This window comes from Nocardioides sp. JCM 18999, from assembly GCF_055391175.1.
This window is the reverse complement of sequence record NZ_AP043887.1, coordinates 1,494,372-1,511,366: the sequence shown is the minus strand read 5'-3', so window position 1 is coordinate 1,511,366 and position 16,995 is coordinate 1,494,372. Positions and strand designations below refer to the sequence as shown.

General features: G+C 69.8%; 17 protein-coding genes. 16 read left to right on the top strand and 1 reads right to left on the bottom strand.

Going from position 1 to position 16,995, the window contains the following annotated elements; all coding sequences use genetic code 11:
• Positions 1–3: 3 nt before the first annotated feature.
• A complete protein-coding gene (locus ACZ5J1_RS07330; RefSeq protein ID WP_464563920.1) occupies positions 4–2,136 on the top strand; it encodes a DEAD/DEAH box helicase in 2,133 nt (710 codons plus the stop codon).
• Here the strand turns inward: ACZ5J1_RS07330 and ACZ5J1_RS07325 are convergent.
• The gene (locus ACZ5J1_RS07325; protein WP_464563918.1) at positions 2,124–2,975 is read right to left on the bottom strand and encodes a RecB family exonuclease; all 852 of its coding nucleotides are present in this window, start codon (positions 2,973–2,975) and stop codon (positions 2,124–2,126) included. The two genes, ACZ5J1_RS07330 and ACZ5J1_RS07325, sit on opposite strands and share 13 nt — an antisense overlap.
• Positions 2,976–3,023: 48 nt before the next feature.
• Between ACZ5J1_RS07325 and ACZ5J1_RS07320 the strand changes: the two genes are divergently transcribed.
• The 15 genes from ACZ5J1_RS07320 to ACZ5J1_RS07250 all read left to right on the top strand — a co-directional run bounded on the left by ACZ5J1_RS07320 (position 3,024) and on the right by ACZ5J1_RS07250 (position 16,957).
• A complete protein-coding gene (locus tag ACZ5J1_RS07320) occupies positions 3,024–4,166 on the top strand; it encodes a site-2 protease family protein (RefSeq protein WP_464563916.1) in 1,143 nt (380 codons plus the stop codon).
• A gap of 12 nt (positions 4,167–4,178) precedes the next feature.
• Positions 4,179–5,156, top strand: coding sequence for a tRNA (adenine-N1)-methyltransferase (locus ACZ5J1_RS07315; RefSeq protein ID WP_464563914.1), 978 nt, complete (start codon positions 4,179–4,181; stop codon positions 5,154–5,156).
• Positions 5,157–5,275: 119 nt separating this feature from the next.
• Positions 5,276–6,967 carry a proteasome ATPase gene (gene arc / locus ACZ5J1_RS07310; RefSeq protein ID WP_464563913.1) on the top strand — a complete coding sequence of 564 codons (1,692 nt, stop codon included), beginning with the start codon at positions 5,276–5,278 and terminating at the stop codon, positions 6,965–6,967.
• 14 nt (positions 6,968–6,981) lie between these two features.
• Positions 6,982–7,173: a hypothetical protein gene (locus tag ACZ5J1_RS07305; RefSeq protein ID WP_464563911.1), complete on the top strand. Its 192-nt coding sequence runs from the start codon at positions 6,982–6,984 to the stop codon at positions 7,171–7,173.
• Positions 7,170–8,687, top strand: a complete 1,518-nt coding sequence (gene dop / locus ACZ5J1_RS07300) for a depupylase/deamidase Dop (RefSeq protein ID WP_464563909.1) — start codon at positions 7,170–7,172, stop codon at positions 8,685–8,687. The genes ACZ5J1_RS07305 and dop overlap by 4 nt, the downstream gene beginning before the upstream one ends.
• A 9-nt stretch (positions 8,688–8,696) precedes the next feature.
• The gene (locus ACZ5J1_RS07295) at positions 8,697–8,894 is read left to right on the top strand and encodes a ubiquitin-like protein Pup (protein WP_464563907.1); all 198 of its coding nucleotides are present in this window, start codon (positions 8,697–8,699) and stop codon (positions 8,892–8,894) included.
• A gap of 3 nt (positions 8,895–8,897) precedes the next feature.
• The gene (prcB, locus tag ACZ5J1_RS07290) at positions 8,898–9,737 is read left to right on the top strand and encodes a proteasome subunit beta (RefSeq protein ID WP_464563905.1); all 840 of its coding nucleotides are present in this window, start codon (positions 8,898–8,900) and stop codon (positions 9,735–9,737) included.
• Positions 9,737–10,444, top strand: a complete 708-nt coding sequence (prcA, locus tag ACZ5J1_RS07285; RefSeq protein ID WP_464563903.1) for a proteasome subunit alpha — start codon at positions 9,737–9,739, stop codon at positions 10,442–10,444. The genes prcB and prcA overlap by 1 nt, the downstream gene beginning before the upstream one ends.
• A 9-nt stretch (positions 10,445–10,453) precedes the next feature.
• Positions 10,454–11,815, top strand: coding sequence for a Pup--protein ligase (gene pafA / locus ACZ5J1_RS07280; protein ID WP_464563902.1), 1,362 nt, complete (start codon positions 10,454–10,456; stop codon positions 11,813–11,815).
• Between the two features lie 54 nt (positions 11,816–11,869).
• Positions 11,870–12,859 carry an FKBP-type peptidyl-prolyl cis-trans isomerase gene (locus tag ACZ5J1_RS07275; protein ID WP_464563900.1) on the top strand — a complete coding sequence of 330 codons (990 nt, stop codon included), beginning with the start codon at positions 11,870–11,872 and terminating at the stop codon, positions 12,857–12,859.
• A gap of 32 nt (positions 12,860–12,891) precedes the next feature.
• The gene (locus tag ACZ5J1_RS07270; RefSeq protein WP_464563898.1) at positions 12,892–13,863 is read left to right on the top strand and encodes a helix-turn-helix transcriptional regulator; all 972 of its coding nucleotides are present in this window, start codon (positions 12,892–12,894) and stop codon (positions 13,861–13,863) included.
• Positions 13,860–14,861 carry a helix-turn-helix transcriptional regulator gene (locus ACZ5J1_RS07265; RefSeq protein ID WP_464563896.1) on the top strand — a complete coding sequence of 334 codons (1,002 nt, stop codon included), beginning with the start codon at positions 13,860–13,862 and terminating at the stop codon, positions 14,859–14,861. Before ACZ5J1_RS07270 ends, ACZ5J1_RS07265 begins: the two co-directional genes overlap by 4 nt.
• A gap of 31 nt (positions 14,862–14,892) precedes the next feature.
• Positions 14,893–15,183, top strand: coding sequence for a Sec-independent protein translocase subunit TatA (gene tatA / locus ACZ5J1_RS07260; protein ID WP_464563894.1), 291 nt, complete (start codon positions 14,893–14,895; stop codon positions 15,181–15,183).
• A gap of 93 nt (positions 15,184–15,276) precedes the next feature.
• Complete coding sequence (gene tatC, locus ACZ5J1_RS07255) at positions 15,277–16,044, top strand: twin-arginine translocase subunit TatC (RefSeq protein ID WP_464563893.1); 768 nt, start codon at positions 15,277–15,279, stop codon at positions 16,042–16,044.
• 22 nt (positions 16,045–16,066) lie between these two features.
• The gene (locus tag ACZ5J1_RS07250; RefSeq protein ID WP_464563891.1) at positions 16,067–16,957 is read left to right on the top strand and encodes a YegS/Rv2252/BmrU family lipid kinase; all 891 of its coding nucleotides are present in this window, start codon (positions 16,067–16,069) and stop codon (positions 16,955–16,957) included.
• Positions 16,958–16,995: the final 38 nt, after the last annotated feature.

Genomic DNA, 16,995 nt, shown 5'->3' with positions numbered 1-16,995 from the left:
CCATTGGCTGAACGGTCCCGGGAGCGATCCCGCCGACCTCGGAGCGCCGCCGCGGAGCGCCGGAAGGACGACAACTCCGGCATCACGCCGGTCCTCGCGAAGGCGGCACGTCGGCTCCAGAACGACGCCCAGGCCGGGCGCCCCGACAGCGACCGCTTCCAGGCGGTCGCGCTGGTCGTGCGCGAGGAGCGCGCCCGACTCAACTCGGACGCCGACCTGAGCGAGGCGCTACGGGCCAATGCCCTGCGCCGACTCGACGGCGTCGCCTCGATCCTCGCGCAGACGGCCGCCCTGGCGCCGTCGCTCCTGATGCTGCTCGACCCGGCAGTCCCGGTCCCGGCCAGCGCCATGCGGCTCAAGCGGGAGATCGAGCGGGCCGGTGGGATCGAGGTCGAGGAGGAGCCCCCGGCAACGCCGGCAGTGGCACCGGAACGACTCCAGAGCCAGGTCGTGCCTCAGTCGGTGCAGCAGGCCCGGTTGGCCAATCCCTTCATGACCCCGACGTTCGTCGAGCCCGTGCCGCGGCCGGCCGAGCGACGCCTGGTCGGCTGGGACCTGATCGGGCCGATGCTGAGCTCGTTCGAGCACCCCAACCCGGGTGTGACCTCCTGCATGACGCTTCCCGACCCCCGCACCACGATGCTCCTCCCCCCGGGCATCGAGCTGATGGACCACCAGTCACGGCTGCTCAACGCCGTGGCCGGCGGCCTCCGCACGGTCCTCCTCGCCGACGAACCGGGTCTCGGGAAGACCGCCCAGGCGCTGCTTGCGGCGCAGGCAGCCAATGCCTATCCGCTGCTCGTGATCGTGCCGAACGTGGTGAAGACCAACTGGGCGCGCGAGGCCGCTCGGTGGACGCCGTCGAAGACGGTGAGCATCGTGCGTGGCAACGGCGACGACGTCGACGGCTACGCCGACATCATCATCCTCAACTACGAGATCCTCGACCGTCACCTCGGCTGGATCGGGGACCACGGGTTCCGCGGAATGGTCGTGGACGAGGCCCACTTCATCAAGAACAAGACCTCACAACGGTCCCAGTACGTCCTCGAGCTGGCCGACCGGATCCGGCAGCGGACGTCGGCCCCGCTCGTCATGGCCCTGACCGGCACCCCGCTGATCAACGACGTCGAGGACTTCCTCACCATCTGGCAGATGCTCGGCTGGATCGACGAGACCAGGCCGCGGCCGATGCTGATGGCGCGCCTCGAGGAGACGGGGCTCACTCCGGCCGACTTCGGCTTCTACGCGGCCGCGCGCCAGGCCGTGATCGAGATGGGCATCGTCCGGCGTCGCAAGGTCGACGTCGCCTCCGACATCCCGGCCCGCCGGATCGCGGACCTCCCGGTCGAGCTCGACGACGCCGCCGCCCGGTCGATCCGGTCCGCCGAGCGCGAGCTCGCGCTCCGCATGGTCAACCGCTACGACTCCGCGATCGCCGCCCGGGTGGAGCACCGGGGCCCGTCCGCGATGCCCGACGGCATCGACCACGACCTGGTCCAGCGGGTCGCCGGCTGGGAGCTCTCCGACTCCGAGGAGTCGACGGGGGAGAACGTCTTCGCGATGGTGCGTCGGATCGGTCAGGCGAAGGCGGGCCTCGCCGCCGACTACGCCGCGCAGCTCGCTCGCAGCGCCGGCAAGGTCGTCCTGTTCGCCAAGCACCTCGACGTGATGGACACGGTGGGCTCGGTCCTGGACCAACGAGGGATCACGTGGACCGAGATCCGTGGCGGCCAGTCGGCGACCGCGCGCCAGAAGGCGATCGACTCGTTCACCAACGACGAGAACGTGCAGGTGATCGTCTGCTCGCTCTCGGCCGCGGGGGTCGGGGTCAACCTGCAGGTCGCGTCCGACGTCGTCCTCGCCGAGCTCTCCTGGACCGACGCCGAGCAGACCCAGGCGATCGACCGGGTGCACCGGATCGGGCAGACCGCTCCCGTGACCGCCTGGCGGATCATCGCGGCCCAGACCCTCGACGCCAGGATCGCCGGCCTGATCGACTCCAAGGCCGGCCTCGCCGCCCGGGCGCTCGACGGTGCCGCCGAGGACGCGACCGACACCACCGACATCCGCCTGGAGGCGCTCGCAGCGCTGCTGCTGGACCGCCTCGAGGAGCGCGAGGCTCAGTCGGCCTGACCGGGGAGCGGCGGCGGCGTGCCGCCGTACTCGGGGCAGAGCGCCTGGAAGTTGCACCAGCTGCACAGCCGCGACTTCCGCGGGAGCCACTGACCGGACGTCTCGGCGGCCCGGATCGCCGCCCAGATCGCGTCGACCTTGCGCTCGGTGGCGAGCAGCTCGTCCTCGCTCGGGTCGTAGTGCAGCACGTCGCCGCTGCCGAGGTAGACCAGCTGCAACCGCCGCGGCACCACGCCGCGGGTCCGCCACAGTGCCAGCGCGTAGATCCGCAGCTGGAAGAAGGCCTTGGCCTCGAAACCCTCACCGGGACTGCGGCCGGTCTTGTAGTCCACGACGCGGATCTCGCCGGTCGGGGCGATGTCGAGCCGGTCGACGAACCCGCGCAGCAGCAGCTTGGAGTCCAGCACCGTCTCGACGTAGAGCTCCCGCTCGACCGGCTCCAGCCGGCGGGGGTCCTCGAGCTGGAAGTAGGTCGTGAGCGCACGTCGGCTCTCCCCGAGCCACCGGGTGAAGGCTTCGGGATCCTCCTCGTCGTCGAAGAGGTCCTCCAGAGCGGGATCGGCCGCGATCAGCTCGGCCCAGGCCGGGCCCAGCATCAGCTCGGCGCGTTCGGGGCGGCGATCCTCGGCCGGCAGGTCGAAGAGCTGCTCCAGCACCCGGTGCACCAGGGTGCCCCGCACGGCGGCCGGCGACGTTGGCTCAGGAAGTCGGTCGATGCTGCGGAAGCGGTACAGCAACGGGCAGGCCAGGAAGTCCCCGGCGCGGCTGGGGGAGAGCGAGCCGAGCACGTTCACCCCGTCCACCGGCGTCGCGAGTGCTTCCGCCGGGGAGGTGACCATGGCTCCACCCTAGACGGCCGGTCTGACACATCCGGGTAGGCTCGAAGCGTGCCCGCGCCGTCCCAGAACCAGCGTCCTCAACCGCCGGGGACGATCCGGCTGGGGAGCTTGGCCGGCGCCGATGTGCTGGTCTCCAGCTCCTGGTTCCTGGTCGCGGGGATGATCGCCGTCCTGATGGCACCGCGGGTCGAGCAGGTCACCCCCGGCCTCGGCCCCTGGAAGTACGTCGCCGGGCTGGCGTTCGCCGTCATCCTCTACGGCTCGGTGCTGCTGCACGAGGCCGCCCACGCGGCGATGGCCCGGCACTACGGCTACCCGGTCAGCTCCATCACGTTGCACTTCCTCGGTGGCTTCACCGAGATCGAGGGGGAGGCGCGCCGCCCGCGCGAGGAGTTCTGGATCGCGGTGGTGGGTCCGGTCACCTCGCTCGGGATCGGCGCGGTCGGACTCGCGCTCCACCAGCTCGGTCCGACGGGTCTGATCCTGATGGCCGTGGAGGGGATCGCCGGCGCCAACCTGCTCGTCGGCGTGCTCAACCTGATCCCGGGCCTGCCCCTGGACGGGGGACGGGTGCTCAAGGCGGGCATCTGGGGCCTGACCCGCGACGTCCACCGGGGATCGATCATCGCCGGCTGGGTCGGCCGCGGTGTCGCCGGGCTCGCGCTGCTCTGGCCGGCGTTCGCCCAGTACGTGCTGGTCTGGGACGTGACCGTCGTCGACTACGTCGTCGCCGTCATCCTCGCGGTGTTCCTCTGGGGTGGAGCGAGTGCGGCGATCAACGTGGCCCAGGTCCGGGCCCGGCTCCCCGCCCTGGCCGGTCGGTCCCTCGCCCGCCGCACGGTCCAGGTCCCGGACGACCTTCCCCTGGCCGAGGCCATCCGACGCGCGCAGGAGGCCGGGGCCGGGAGCATCGTGACCCTCAGCCGCGACGGACGCCCCGACGGGGTGGTCAACGAGAGCGCTCTGGTCGCCACCCCGGTCGACCGCCGACCCTGGGTGCCGACCTCGTCCGTAGCGCGGACGATCGTCCCCGGCCTCGCCCTGCCCGCCGACATCGCTGGCGAGGAGCTGATCGGCGCCTTGACCCGAATGCCGGCCGCGGAGTACCTCCTGATCGACACCGACGGGTCGGTGTACGGCGTGCTGACCACCGCCGACGTCGATGCCGCCTTCCGCGGGGTCCGTGGATAGGCTCCTCGGGCTATGGCTGACCTCACTGACGACGCATCCGGCGCCACCACCGACGTCCCCTCCGACGCATGGTCGGGAGTCCACCGAGGTCCCCTGCGCGAGGGCGAGTGGGTCCGCCTCACCGACGCCAAGGGTCGCCGGCACAACTTCGCTCTGGTCGCGGGCAAGAAGTTCTTCTCCAACAAGGGCTCGATCGACCACGACGACCTGATCGGCCGCGAGGAGGGCTTCACGCTCGCCTCGACGTCGGGCGGTGAGTACCTGGTCTTCCGGCCGCTGCTCAGCGAGTTCGTCGTCTCGATGCCGCGCGGCGCCGCCGTCATCTACCCCAAGGACTCCGCGCAGATCATCGCGATGGCCGACATCTTCCCCGGAGCCGACGTGGTCGAGGCCGGCGTCGGCTCGGGCGCACTCACCTGTTCGCTGCTGCGGGCGATCGGCCCCTACGGCACGTTGCGCTCGTTCGAGCGGCGCGAGGAGTTCGCCGACGTCGCCCGCAAGAACGTCACCCAGTTCTTCGGCGCCGAGCCGCCGACCTGGTCGCTCACGCTCGGTGACCTCGCCGAGGAGCTCCCCGCCTCCAGCGCGCGGGCCGACCGCGTCATCCTCGACATGCTCGCGCCGTGGGAGTGCGTCGACGCGGCCGCGGACGCGCTGCGGCCGGGCGGCATCCTCTGCGCCTACGTCGCCACCACCACCCAGCTGTCCCGTTTCGTCGAGACCGTCCGGGTGCACGGCGGGTTCACCGAACCCGGCGCCTGGGAGTCCCTGGTCCGTGACTGGCACGTCGAGGGCCTCGCCGTCCGTCCCGGTCACAAGATGATCGGGCACACCGCCTTCCTGGTGACCGCACGGCGCCTGGCGCCCGGCGCCAGCGCACTGCGCAAGACCCGCCGGCCGGCGCCGGGAGCCTACGGCCCCGACTACACCGGCCCCCGCCCCGCCGACATCCCGGCGTTCGAGGTGCCTGAGTCCGACGACGCGGAGTGACCGCCTTCACCTCCGCCGTGTCCACATCGTGACAAAACGCAGCTGAACCCTCCTTCCCTTCAACCTCCAGGCGGGTAGGGTCAAAGCGCAGTGGACGCGGCGCACAGGAGGTGGTCGAGATGTCGGCAACAGACGGACCGGGCGGTCCCCGAGACTTCAGCGGGCCTGAGGGGCCCGGGCGTGAACGCGGTCTCGAGCTGCGTCTCGCCGATGCGCAACGCTCCCTGGCGACGGTCACCTCGCAGAACGAACGGCTGGCCGGCACGCTGCGCGAGGCCCGCGACCAGATCATCAAGCTCAAGGAAGAGGTCGACCGGCTCGCCCAGCCGCCGTCCGGCTTCGGCACGGTCCTGGAGCTCAACGACGACGGCACCATCGACATCGTCAGCGGTGGCCGCAAGCTGCGCGTGACGGTCTCACCGAGCGTGGACCTCGACACCTTGGAGAAGGGCCAGGAGGTCCTGCTCAACGAAGCGATGAACGCCGTCACGGCCCTGGCCTTCGAACGGGTCGGCGAGGTGGTGATGCTCAAGGAGCTCCTCGCCGACGGCGAACGGGCCCTGGTCATCGCGAACGCCGATGAGGAGCGGGTGGTCCGACTCTCCGACCCGCTGCTCGCCGAGACCCTGCGGGCCGGCGACTCGGTGCTGATCGACTCGCGCACGGGCTACGCCTACGAGAAGGTGCCGAAGTCGGAGGTCGAGGAGCTCGTCCTCGAGGAGGTCCCCGACATCGACTACGCCTCGATCGGCGGTCTGGGCAACCAGATCGAGATGATCCAGGACGCGGTCGAGCTGCCCTACCTGCACCCGGATCTCTTCACCGAGCACGAGCTGCGGCCGCCGAAGGGGATCCTGCTCTACGGTCCTCCCGGGTGCGGGAAGACGCTGATCGCGAAGGCGGTGGCGAACTCGCTGGCCAAGAAGGTCGCCGCCCGCACGGGCGCCGAGGGGAAGTCCTACTTCCTCAACATCAAGGGCCCCGAGCTGCTCAACAAGTACGTCGGCGAGACCGAGCGCCACATCCGGCTGGTCTTCCAGCGGGCGCGGGAGAAGGCCTCGTCCGGGACGCCCGTGATCGTCTTCTTCGACGAGATGGAGTCGCTCTTCCGCACCCGTGGCACCGGCGTCTCCTCAGACGTGGAGAACACGATCGTGCCGCAGCTCCTCGCCGAGATCGACGGGGTCGAGCTGCTGGAGAACGTGCTCGTGATCGGTGCCTCCAACCGTGAGGACATGATCGACCCGGCGATCCTGCGGCCCGGCCGTCTCGACGTGAAGATCAAGATCGAGCGCCCCGACGCCGAGGGTGCCCGCGACATCTTCAGCAAGTACCTCACGGCCTCGCTGCCCCTCCACGTCGACGACCTCGCCGAGTTCGGCGGGGACCGGCAGGCCTGTGTCGCCGGGATGATCCGGGCGACGGTCGAGCGGATGTACACCGAGACCGACGAGAACCGGTTCCTCGAGGTGACCTACGCCAACGGGGACAAGGAGATCCTGTACTTCAAGGACTTCAACTCCGGCGCGATGATCCAGAACATCGTCGACCGCGCGAAGAAGATGGCGATCAAGGACTTCCTCGAGCTCCAGCAGAAGGGCCTGCGGGTCTCGCACCTGCTGCAGGCCTGCGTCGACGAGTTCAAGGAGAACGAGGACCTGCCCAACACGACCAACCCCGACGACTGGGCGCGGATCTCGGGCAAGAAGGGTGAGCGGATCGTCTTCATCCGGACCCTCATCACCGGCAAGCAGGGCACCGAGCCCGGCCGCTCGATCGAGACCGCGTCGTCGACCGGTCAGTACCTCTGAGAGAAGGAGACACCATGTTCTGGGGAACCATCGGAGTCGTCATCGCTGGAGTGCTGTTCTACGCCTGGCGTCGTGACCGCCGCGGCAGCGGTCGGACCCACGTCGACCGGACCGCGAGCGCCGAGGCGGAGACGTCCCAGGCCGAGGGCTACAACCAGGCGCAGCTCAACCGTGGGGCGCCCGGCCGCACGATCTGGGGCCCATGAGCGTCTCGCGGGTGATGGGCACCGAGGTCGAGTACGGGATCTCGGTCGTCGGTCAGCCGCAGGCCAACCCGATGGTCGCCTCCTCGCAGGTGGTCAACTCCTACGCGGCGACGGCGATGCACGCCCGTCGCGCCCGGTGGGACTTCGAGGAGGAGTCACCGCTGCGCGACGCGCGCGGGTTCGACATGTCGCGCCAGGTCGCCGACGCCAGCCAGCTCACCGACGAGGACCTCGGCCTGGCGAACGTGATCCTGACCAACGGTGCCCGGCTCTACGTCGACCACGCCCACCCGGAGTACTCCACGCCCGAGGTGACCAACCCGCTCGACATCGTGAAGTTCGACCGGGCGGGGGAGCGGGTGATGCTGCGCGCGGCCGAGCTCGCCCGCCAGCTGCCCGGCGCTCCTCAGATCACGCTGTACAAGAACAACACCGACAACAAGGGTGCCTCCTACGGCGCCCACGAGAACTACCTGATGAGCCGCTCGACCCCGTTCGGCAACATCGTGAAGCACCTGACCCCGTTCTTCGTCAGCCGCCAGGTCGTCACCGGCGCCGGGCGGGTCGGGATCGGTCAGGACGGCCGCGGCCACGGATTCCAGATCAGCCAGCGCGCTGACTTCTTCGAGGTCGAGGTCGGCCTGGAGACCACGCTCAAGCGGCCGATCATCAACACCCGCGACGAGCCGCACGCCGACCCGGAGCGGTGGCGCAGGCTGCACGTGATCATCGGCGACGCCAACCTGGCCGAGGTGTCGACGTACCTGAAGGTCGGGACGACGTCGCTGGTGCTGGCCATGATCGAGGCCGACGCACTGACCCGGGAGCTGAGCGTCGACATGCCGGTGGCCGCCCTCCGTGCGGTCTCCCACGACCCGTCGCTGACCCATCTGCTCCAGCTCTCCGACGGGCGGCGGCTCACGGCCGTCCAGCTGCAGCTGGAGTACCTGGAGCTGGCGAAGAAGTTCGTCGAGGACCGGTTCGGGGTGGACGCCGACGCCCAGACCGTCGACGTGCTGGCCCGCTGGGAGTCGGTGCTCACCCGGCTCGAGCACGATCCGATGTCGTGCGCCGGGGAGCTGGACTGGCTGGCGAAGTACAAGCTGCTGCAGTCCTACCGCGACCGTGACGGCCTCGACTGGGACGACGCCAAGCTGCACCTGGTCGATCTCCAGTACCACGACATCCGACCGGAGAAGGGCCTCTACCACCGGCTCGCCGCCGCCGGTCGGATCGAACGGCTGCTGGCCGAGGACGAGATCGTGCACGCGATCGCGCACCCGCCCGAGGACACCCGTGCCTACTTCCGCGGCGAGTGCCTGAGCCGCTTCCCCGACCAGGTCGCCGCGGCGTCGTGGGACTCCGTCATCTTCGACCTGCCGGAGCGGGACTCGCTCCAGCGCGTCCCGACCACCGACCCGTTGCGCGGCACCAAGAACCACGTCGGCACCCTGATGGAACAGGTCACCTCCGCCAGTGAATTGTTCGCTGCACTGACTGGATCGACCGGCTAGGTTGGGCTCATGGCCCAGGAGCAGAAGCAGACCGGCAAGTCCACTGCGGACGACCAGGAGATCCAGGACGTCCCCGAGAGCGACGTCAGCGAGCACAAGGAATCCCTGGACGCGGATGTCGACGACATCCTCGACGAGATCGACGACGTCCTGGAGACCAACGCCGAGGACTTCGTGAAGTCCTTCATCCAGAAGGGCGGGCAGTGAGCCTTGAGCGACCCTCGGATTCCGGCGAGCTACATGGCGCCGGGCACCTCGTCCTTCACCGACTTCCTGACCCAGCACTCACCTGACCTCCTGCCGGCCCGGCGCGACCTGCCCACCACCGGTCTCGGTGACCTCGCGCCGCACGGCACCACGATCGTCGCGGTCACCTTCCCGGGGGGTGTCATCCTCGCCGGTGACCGCCGGGCGACGATGGGCAACGTCATCGCGCAGCGTGACATCCAGAAGGTCTTCCCTGCCGACGAGTTCTCCGCGGTCGGGATCGCCGGTGCCGCCGGGCTCGCCGTGGAGATGGTCAAGCTCTTCCAGGTCGAGCTCGAGCACTACGAGAAGATCGAGGGCAGCGTGCTCTCCCTCGACGGCAAGGCCAACCGGCTCGCGGCCCTGATCCGGGGCAACCTGCCGATGGCGATGCAGGGACTGGCCGTCGTGCCGCTCTTCGCCGGGATCGACCCGCTCACCGGGGCGGGGCGGATCTTCTCCTACGACGTCACCGGCGGTCGCTACGAGGAGACCAGCTTCCACTCGGTCGGCTCGGGCTCGGTCTTCGCCCGGGGCGCGTTGAAGAAGCTCTACCGGCCCGACCTCGAGCTCGACGGTGCCCTCGAGGCGGTCGTCCAGGCCCTGTACGACGCCGCGGACGACGACTCGGCCACCGGTGGTCCCGACCTGACCCGCCGGATCTTCCCGGTGATCCACGTGATCACCACCGAGGGTGGGCGCCGCCTCGACGACGTCACGGTCGGCCAGATCGCCGACCGGGTGATCGGCGGCCGGATGACCTCGCCCGACGGACCGCACGCCGCGCTGGGAGGTGAGCTCTGATGGGTACCCCGTTCTACGTCAGCCCCGAACAGCTGATGAAGGACCGCGCCGACTTCGCCCGCAAGGGGATCTCGCGCGGACGCTCCGTGGTCGCGGTGCAGTACGCCGACGGCATCGTCTTCGCCACCGAGAATCCCTCCGCGGCGCTGCACAAGGTCTCCGAGCTGTACGACCGGATCGCGTTCGCTGCCGTCGGTCGCTACAACGAGTTCGAGAACCTGCGCATCGCCGGCGTCCGTCTCGCCGACATGCGGGGCTACTCCTACGACCGACGCGACGTCACCGGCCGCGGGCTGGCCAACGCCTACGCCCAGACGCTGGGCACGATCTTCTCCTCGGGCTCGGAGAAGCCCTACGAGGTCGAGCTCTTCGTCGGCGAGATCGGCGACACCGCGGCCGAGGACCAGCTCTACCGGCTCACCTACGACGGTCAGGTCGCCGACGAGCACCGGTTCGCCGTGATGGGCGGGGCGGCCGACGTGGTCGGGGAGTACCTCACGGAGCGTTACGCCGAGAGCCTCGACCTGGGCGCGGCACTCAAGCTCGCCGTCGCCGCGCTCGGGCACACCGAGACCGAGGACCGCGTCATCTCGTTCGGCGACCTCGAGGTCGCCGTGCTGGATCGCACCCGCGTCCAGCCTCGCAAGTTCGTCAGGCTCACTCCAGCCCGGCTGGAAGGCCTTCTGGCGCCCTCGGGTCAGCAGTAGGGTCGAGTCATGGACCGCCGGATCTTCGGAATCGAGAACGAGTACGGCGTCACGTGCACGTTCCGCGGTCAACGCCGGCTCAGCCCCGACGAGGTGGCCCGGTACCTGTTCCGCAAGGTGGTCTCGTGGGGACGTTCGAGCAACGTCTTCCTGCGCAACGGTGCCCGGCTCTACCTCGACGTCGGTTCGCACCCGGAGTACGCGACCCCCGAGTGTGACGACGTCGTCGAGCTGGTCACGCACGACAAGGCGGGGGAGCGGACCCTCGAGGGTCTGCTGATCGACGCCGAGCAACGGCTGCACGACGAGGGCATCGCCGGCGACATCTACCTGTTCAAGAACAACACCGACTCGGCCGGCAACTCCTACGGCTGCCACGAGAACTACCTGGTCAGCCGCAACGGCGAGTTCAGCCGGTTGGCCGACATCCTGATCCCGTTCCTGGTCACCCGGCAGATGCTGGTCGGGGCGGGGAAGATCACCCAGACCCCGCGCGGCGCCACGTTCGCCGTCTCCCAGCGTGCCGAGCACATCTGGGAAGGGGTCTCGAGCGCGACCACCCGGTCGCGGCCGATCATCAACACCCGCGACGAGCCGCACGCCGACGCCGAGAAGTACCGGCGCCTGCACGTGATCGTCGGCGACTCCAACATGTCCGAGACCACCACCATGCTCAAGGTGGCCTCGGCCGACCTGGTGCTGCGGATGATCGAGGAGGGCGTGCCGATGCGCGACCTCACCATGGAGAACCCGATCCGGGCGATCCGGGAGATCGCCCACGACATGACGGGGCGGCGCAAGGTCCGGCTCGCCAACGGACGGGAGGCGAGCGCGCTCGACATCCAGTCCGAGTACCTGACCAAGGCCCGTGACTTCGTCGACCGCCGCCAGATCTCGACGCCGACCATCGAGGCCGCCCTGGATCTGTGGGAGCGCGGCCTCAAGGCGATCGAGTCCGACGACCTGAGCCTGGTCGAGCGCGAGATCGACTGGGTGATCAAGTGGAAGCTGATCGAGCGCTACCGCGCCCACCACGGGTTGGCGCTGTCGCACCCGCGGGTGGCGCAGCTGGATCTGGCCTACCACGACATCCACCGCGGTCGCGGTCTCTACTACCTGCTGGAGAAGAAGGGCGCGGTCGCCCGGGTGACCAACGACCTCGCCATCTTCCAGGCCAAGACCTTGCCGCCCCAGCACACCCGGGCACGGCTGCGCGGCGAGTTCATCAAGAAGGCCCAGGAGCGCCGCCGCGACTTCACCGTCGACTGGGTGCACCTGAAGCTGAACGACCAGGCCCAACGCACCGTGCTCTGCAAGGACCCGTTCCGCGCCTACGACGAGCGGGTGCAGCGGTTGATCGACTCGATGTGAGCCACGCACGCCCCGTGAAGGCAATCCTCAGGATCGCCCGTTAGGGTGACCCGCGTGTTTCGTGCCAAGCGTCTAGCCGCTCTCCTCGCGCCCGTCCTGGTCCTCTCGCTCGCCGCCTGCGGCAGCGACGACTCCTCCACCGAAGGCCTCGGCGGCAAGACCGTCGCCGGATGGGACGCGGTCACCATCACCGGTGACGTCGGCAGCGCGCCCGAGGTGAAGTGGAACGGCCAGATGGAGACCATCAAGGCCGGCACCACCGACGAGACCAAGACCCTGGTCGCGGGCAAGGGCGAGAAGATCGAGAAGGGCGACCACGTGTACGCCTACGTCTGGATCGGCGACGGCTACACCCAGAAGGAGGCCTACAACGACTACACGGGTGGTGGCGCCGAGGAGCTCGCCGCCGACCCCAAGTCGCTCAGCCCCGTCTTCGAGAAGATGCTGGTCGGCGCCACGATCGGCTCCCGCGTCGCCGCGCTGGCCAACGCCACCGACATCGTCGGCGCGCAGGGCAACTCCCAGCTCGGCATCGCCAACGACGACCCGCTGGTGGTCATCCTCGACATCACCGCTCCGGCGGTCACCACGCCGACCGACGTCAGCCCCGACAAGCTTCCGGGCGTCATCTCCAAGAAGGCCGAGCCCGTCGCGCTCGACTTCAAGGGCCTGACCAAGCCCGACCCGACCACCGGTCCGTTCCTCCGCACCACCCTCAAGCAGGGCACCGGCGCCACCGTCGCAGCTGAGGACACGATCAAGGTGAACTACCTCGGCCAGGTCTTCGGCGCCAAGAAGCCGTTCGACGAGTCCTACTCCAAGCAGCCGGCCGAGTTCGCCCTCACCGGTGTGGTCAAGGGCTGGACGTACGGCCTCACCGGGGTCAAGGTCGGCAGCCGTGTCGTGCTGGAGATCCCGCCGGTCCTCGGCTACGGCGGCCAGGCCCAGTCCGCGATCCCGGCCAACAGCACGCTGTACTTCGTCGTCGACGTGATCAGCGCGACCAAGCCGTCGGCCTCGCCGTCGGCGACGCCGTCGCAGTGACCCGCTGACCTAGCGAGAGAGCCGTCCTGCCGATGTCCGCCGTGAAGTCCGAGCGCCTGATGAACCTGCTCATCATGCTGCTCGTCCAACGGCGGTACATCGGCAAGGACGGCATCCGCGCCGCGCTCTACCCCGACACCTCCGACGAGGCGTTTGAGAAGATGTTCGAGCGGGACAAGGAGGAGCTTCGCTCCCTCGGTGTCCCGATCGAGGTCGTGCACGGCGATCCGCTCTTCGAGGACGACCTGGGCTACCGGGTCAGTGCCGACGAGTTCCAACTGCCCGAGATCGAGCTCGACGCCGCCGAGGCCGCGGTCGTCGGGGTCGCTGCACGGGTCTGGGAGCACGCCGGCATGTCTCGCGCCGCCGGGGCGGCCGGCCGCAAGCTCGCCGCCGACCAGATCGGACCCGGCGACCCGCTCAGCTCGGTCGACCTGAACGCTCTGGACCTGGTCCTGCCCCGCCTCGGCGCCGAGGAGCCGTCGTACGAAGGGTTCACCGAGGCTGCCTGGACCCGGACCCCGGTGACCTTCACCTACCAGCGCACCGGCGCCGAGCCGACGCAGCGGCGTCTCGAGCCGTGGGGGGTCGTGCGCTACTCCGGCCGCTGGTACGTCGTCGGGCGGGACCAGGACCGGGACGAGGAACGCGTCTTCCGGCTCTCCCGCGTCGTCGGGACCCCCGCCCCTCACGACGGTCCGGGCAGCTTCACCCGGCCCGCGGACATCGATGCCTCCGACATCGTCCGCCGGCTCGCGCCACCCCCGCGCAGCGTGGAGGCGACCGTGCTCGTCCGGACCGGATCCGGGCACCTGCTCCGCCGCTACGCCACCTCGACGACGCCCGCGGAGGACGGCTGGGACCGGCTGACGCTCACGTACACGGGCAACGACCTCGTCGGCGACCTGCTGGCCCACGGGTCCGACGCCGTCGTCGAAGAGCCGGCGGCGCTGCGCACCGAGCTGGTCACCCGGCTCACCGCCGTCGCCGGGGAGGTCCGATGAACGCTCCGGCCACCGGGTACGGCTCCAAGGACCAGATCGCCCGACTCCTCGCACTGGTGCCGTACCTGCACGTGCGCGGGGAGGTCCGTCTCGCCGACGCCGCCGCGATGCTCGACGTCAGCGAACGCCAGCTCACCAAGGACCTCAAGGTGCTGTGGATGTGCGGGCTTCCGGGCGGCCTGCCCGACGACCTGATCGACGTCGACATGGACGCCCTCGAGGAGCCCGGCGGCGACCGGATCATCCGGGTCGACAACGCCGACTACCTCGCCCGCGCCGTTCGGCTGAGCCCGACCGAGGCCACCGCCCTGATCGTCGCGCTGCGAGCGCTGCGCGAATCGGCGGGGGAGGAGACCCGCGACGTCATCGACCGCGCGTTGGGCAAGCTCGAGCGCGGCTCGGCCGACGCGGCCCCGCTGGTCCACGTCGCCCCCGGCACCGAACCCGAGCTGGCCGACCGTGAGGCGAGCCTGACCCGTGCGATCGACGCGGGCCAGCAGGTCCGCCTGGAGTACTACGTCCCGAGCCGCGACGAGGAGTCGACCCGGCTGGTCGATCCGCACCGGCTCACCCGGGCGCACGGCGCCGTCTACCTCGACGCCTGGTGCCACGAGGCGCAGGCACCCCGCTGGTTCCGGCTCGACCGGATCCGAAGCCTCGAGGTGCTCGACACGCCGGTCGTCACCCCCGCCCCCGAGGACCGTGAGGACGTGCCCCTGGCGCTGAAGGAGGCGGCCACGGTGGCGACCCTCGACCTCGCGCCCGAGGCCCACTGGATCACCGAGTACTACCCGATGGAGGACGTCCGACCCGCTCAGGACGGCCACCTCGAGGCCGATCTGGTGGTCGCCGATCCACGGTGGCTGGTTCGCCTGGTGATGCGGGTGAGCCCGGCTGCGCGGATCGTCGCTCCAGCGGAGTTCGCCGAGCTCCACCGCACGACCGTGGCGCGCACCCTGGCTCAGTACGACGGGCCTGCGGGTTCGGCAGTACGATGAAGATGTACGTCCACTCACTTCGGAGACTGACATGACCCCACTGGCCATCGCCGGGCTTGGCACCCAGGAACTCGTTCTCATCCTGCTGGTGGTCATCCTGCTGTTCGGCGCCAGCAAGCTGCCCGATTTGGCTCGGGGATCGGGTCGTGCGCTGCGGATCTTCAAGGCCGAGACCAAGGGGCTGCTCGACGATGACGACGAGGACGCCCCGACCGTGACGCCCGCCGCCCCGTCGGCGATCGACGCCAAGCAGGCCGAGCTCGACGCGCGCCAGGCCGAGCTGGACGCCGAGCGCGCGAAGCTGAACGACTCCTCGAACTGACCGAGGTCCACCTTGTCGCTCGGTAGCGCTTTCCGTGGCGTTGCTGACCTCCTCCGAGGCCGTCCTCACCACCCCATCGGCCCCGACGGACGGATGGCTCTGTCGGACCACGTCCGCGAGTTCCGCGCCCGCCTGATCCGATCCTTCCTGGTCTGGCTGATCGTCTTCATCGTCGCCCTCTTCTTCTACGACTTCCTGCTCGAGCTGATCGTCGATCCGTACAAGCAGGCGGTCGAGCAGCTCGGCGGCCAGGTGGACGCCAAGATCGTGATGTCGGGCGTCGGCGCCCCGCTGATGTCGCAGTTCAAGCTGTGCGGCGTGGCCGCGGTCGCCATCTCCAGTCCCTACTGGTTGATGCAGATCTGGGGCTTCGTCGTGCCCGGGCTGCACCAGAAGGAGAAGCACTGGACCCGGGTGTTCGCCGCGGTCGCCGGACCACTCTTCATCCTCGGCGTGCTGGTCGGCTACTACGTCCTGCCCAAGGGCATCGAGGTGCTGCTCGCCTTCACCCCGGACGGCGTGGAGAACCTTCAGGACTTCGACGAGTTCCTGACCTTCATCACCCGCATGCTGCTGGTGTTCGGCATCGCCTTCGAGATCCCGCTGTTCGTCGTGCTGCTCAACCTCGCCGGCGTGCTGCCCGGACGGATGCTGGCCAAGTACCGCCCCTGGATCATCCTCGGCACGTTCATCTTCGCGGCCGTCGCGACCCCGTCCACCGATCCGGTCTCGATGCTGTTCCTCGCCATCCCGATGATGGTGCTCTTCTTCTTCGCCGAGCTGATCTCCCGACTCGTGGATCGCCGCCGCGCCCGCGACACCGCGGAGCAGTGGGACGACGACGAGCTGTCGCCGCTGTGAACGCAGTGAACGGTCCAGGGCTGTGAAGGGCCGCGCACTCGTCCTGCCCGGCCCTGACTCCGGACGCGGACTCGCTCCGGCGGACCTCGCCGCGGTGACCACCCGTCTGCGCGGCGCCGGGGTGGACGTCACCGTGGTCCTCGGCGACGACGCCGACGAGACCCGGGCCCGACTGCGCGACGAGCTCGGCACGGGCACCGTCGGCGCCGTCGTCGTCGTCGGGGGAGACGGGATGGTCAACCTGGCCGTCCAGGAGCTCGCCGGCACCGACGTCCCGCTGGGGATCGTGCCCCTCGGCACCGGCAACGACACCGCCCGAGCCCTGGGCCTCCGGGTCAAGGGCAAGGACCGGATCGCCGCGGCGGTCGACGTGGTCCTGGCGGGCAGGACGCGTCGAATCGACCTGGCCGTGTCCGAGGGCCGCCACTTCGTCACCGTCATGGCCGCCGGCTTCGACGCCGCCGTGAACGAGCGGGCCAACTCGATGACGTGGCCGAAGGGTCAGGCGAAGTACAGCCTGGCGATCCTCGCCGTCCTGGCCCGGTTCCGCCCCATCCCGTACACGCTCACGCTGGACGGTGCGACCACCACCGTCGAGGCGATGCTGGTCTCGGTCGGCAACACCGACTCGATGGGCGGCGGACTGCGGGTCACCCACGGCGCCCAGCTCGACGACGGGCTGCTCGACGTCGTGCTCTTCCACGCCGTCCCGCGCCGGGAGCTGATCCGGAACTATCCGAAGCTGTTCACGGGCGGCCACACCAGCCACCCGGCGTACGAGCTCCACCGGGTCCGGACCGTGCGGATCGAGGCCCCGGACGTGGTCGCCTACGCCGACGGTGAACGGTTCGGTCCGCTGCCGCGCACCGTCGAGGTCGTCCCCGCCGCGCTCAGCGTGTTCGTCCCGGGGTAGGTCCACGACCGGATTCGGTCCAGGGCGTAGGTTTGACC

Bases quoted from the DNA above. Each gene is read 5' to 3' on its own strand.
- ACZ5J1_RS07325 (WP_464563918.1), bottom strand. From the start codon at position 2,975: ATGGTCACCTCCCCGGCGGAAGCACTCGCGACGCCGGTGGACGGGGTG.
- ACZ5J1_RS07295 (WP_464563907.1), top strand. From the start codon at position 8,697: ATGGCCCAGGAGCAGAAGCAGACCGGCAAGTCCACTGCGGACGACCAG.
- dop (WP_464563909.1), top strand. From the start codon at position 7,170: ATGAGCGTCTCGCGGGTGATGGGCACCGAGGTCGAGTACGGGATCTCG.
- ACZ5J1_RS07315 (WP_464563914.1), top strand. From the start codon at position 4,179: ATGGCTGACCTCACTGACGACGCATCCGGCGCCACCACCGACGTCCCC.
- ACZ5J1_RS07270 (WP_464563898.1), top strand. From the start codon at position 12,892: ATGTCCGCCGTGAAGTCCGAGCGCCTGATGAACCTGCTCATCATGCTG.
- tatA (WP_464563894.1), top strand. From the start codon at position 14,893: ATGACCCCACTGGCCATCGCCGGGCTTGGCACCCAGGAACTCGTTCTC.
- pafA (WP_464563902.1), top strand. From the start codon at position 10,454: ATGGACCGCCGGATCTTCGGAATCGAGAACGAGTACGGCGTCACGTGC.
- arc (WP_464563913.1), top strand. From the start codon at position 5,276: ATGTCGGCAACAGACGGACCGGGCGGTCCCCGAGACTTCAGCGGGCCT.
- tatC (WP_464563893.1), top strand. From the start codon at position 15,277: ATGGCTCTGTCGGACCACGTCCGCGAGTTCCGCGCCCGCCTGATCCGA.
- ACZ5J1_RS07305 (WP_464563911.1), top strand. From the start codon at position 6,982: ATGTTCTGGGGAACCATCGGAGTCGTCATCGCTGGAGTGCTGTTCTAC.
- ACZ5J1_RS07265 (WP_464563896.1), top strand. From the start codon at position 13,860: ATGAACGCTCCGGCCACCGGGTACGGCTCCAAGGACCAGATCGCCCGA.
- prcA (WP_464563903.1), top strand. From the start codon at position 9,737: ATGGGTACCCCGTTCTACGTCAGCCCCGAACAGCTGATGAAGGACCGC.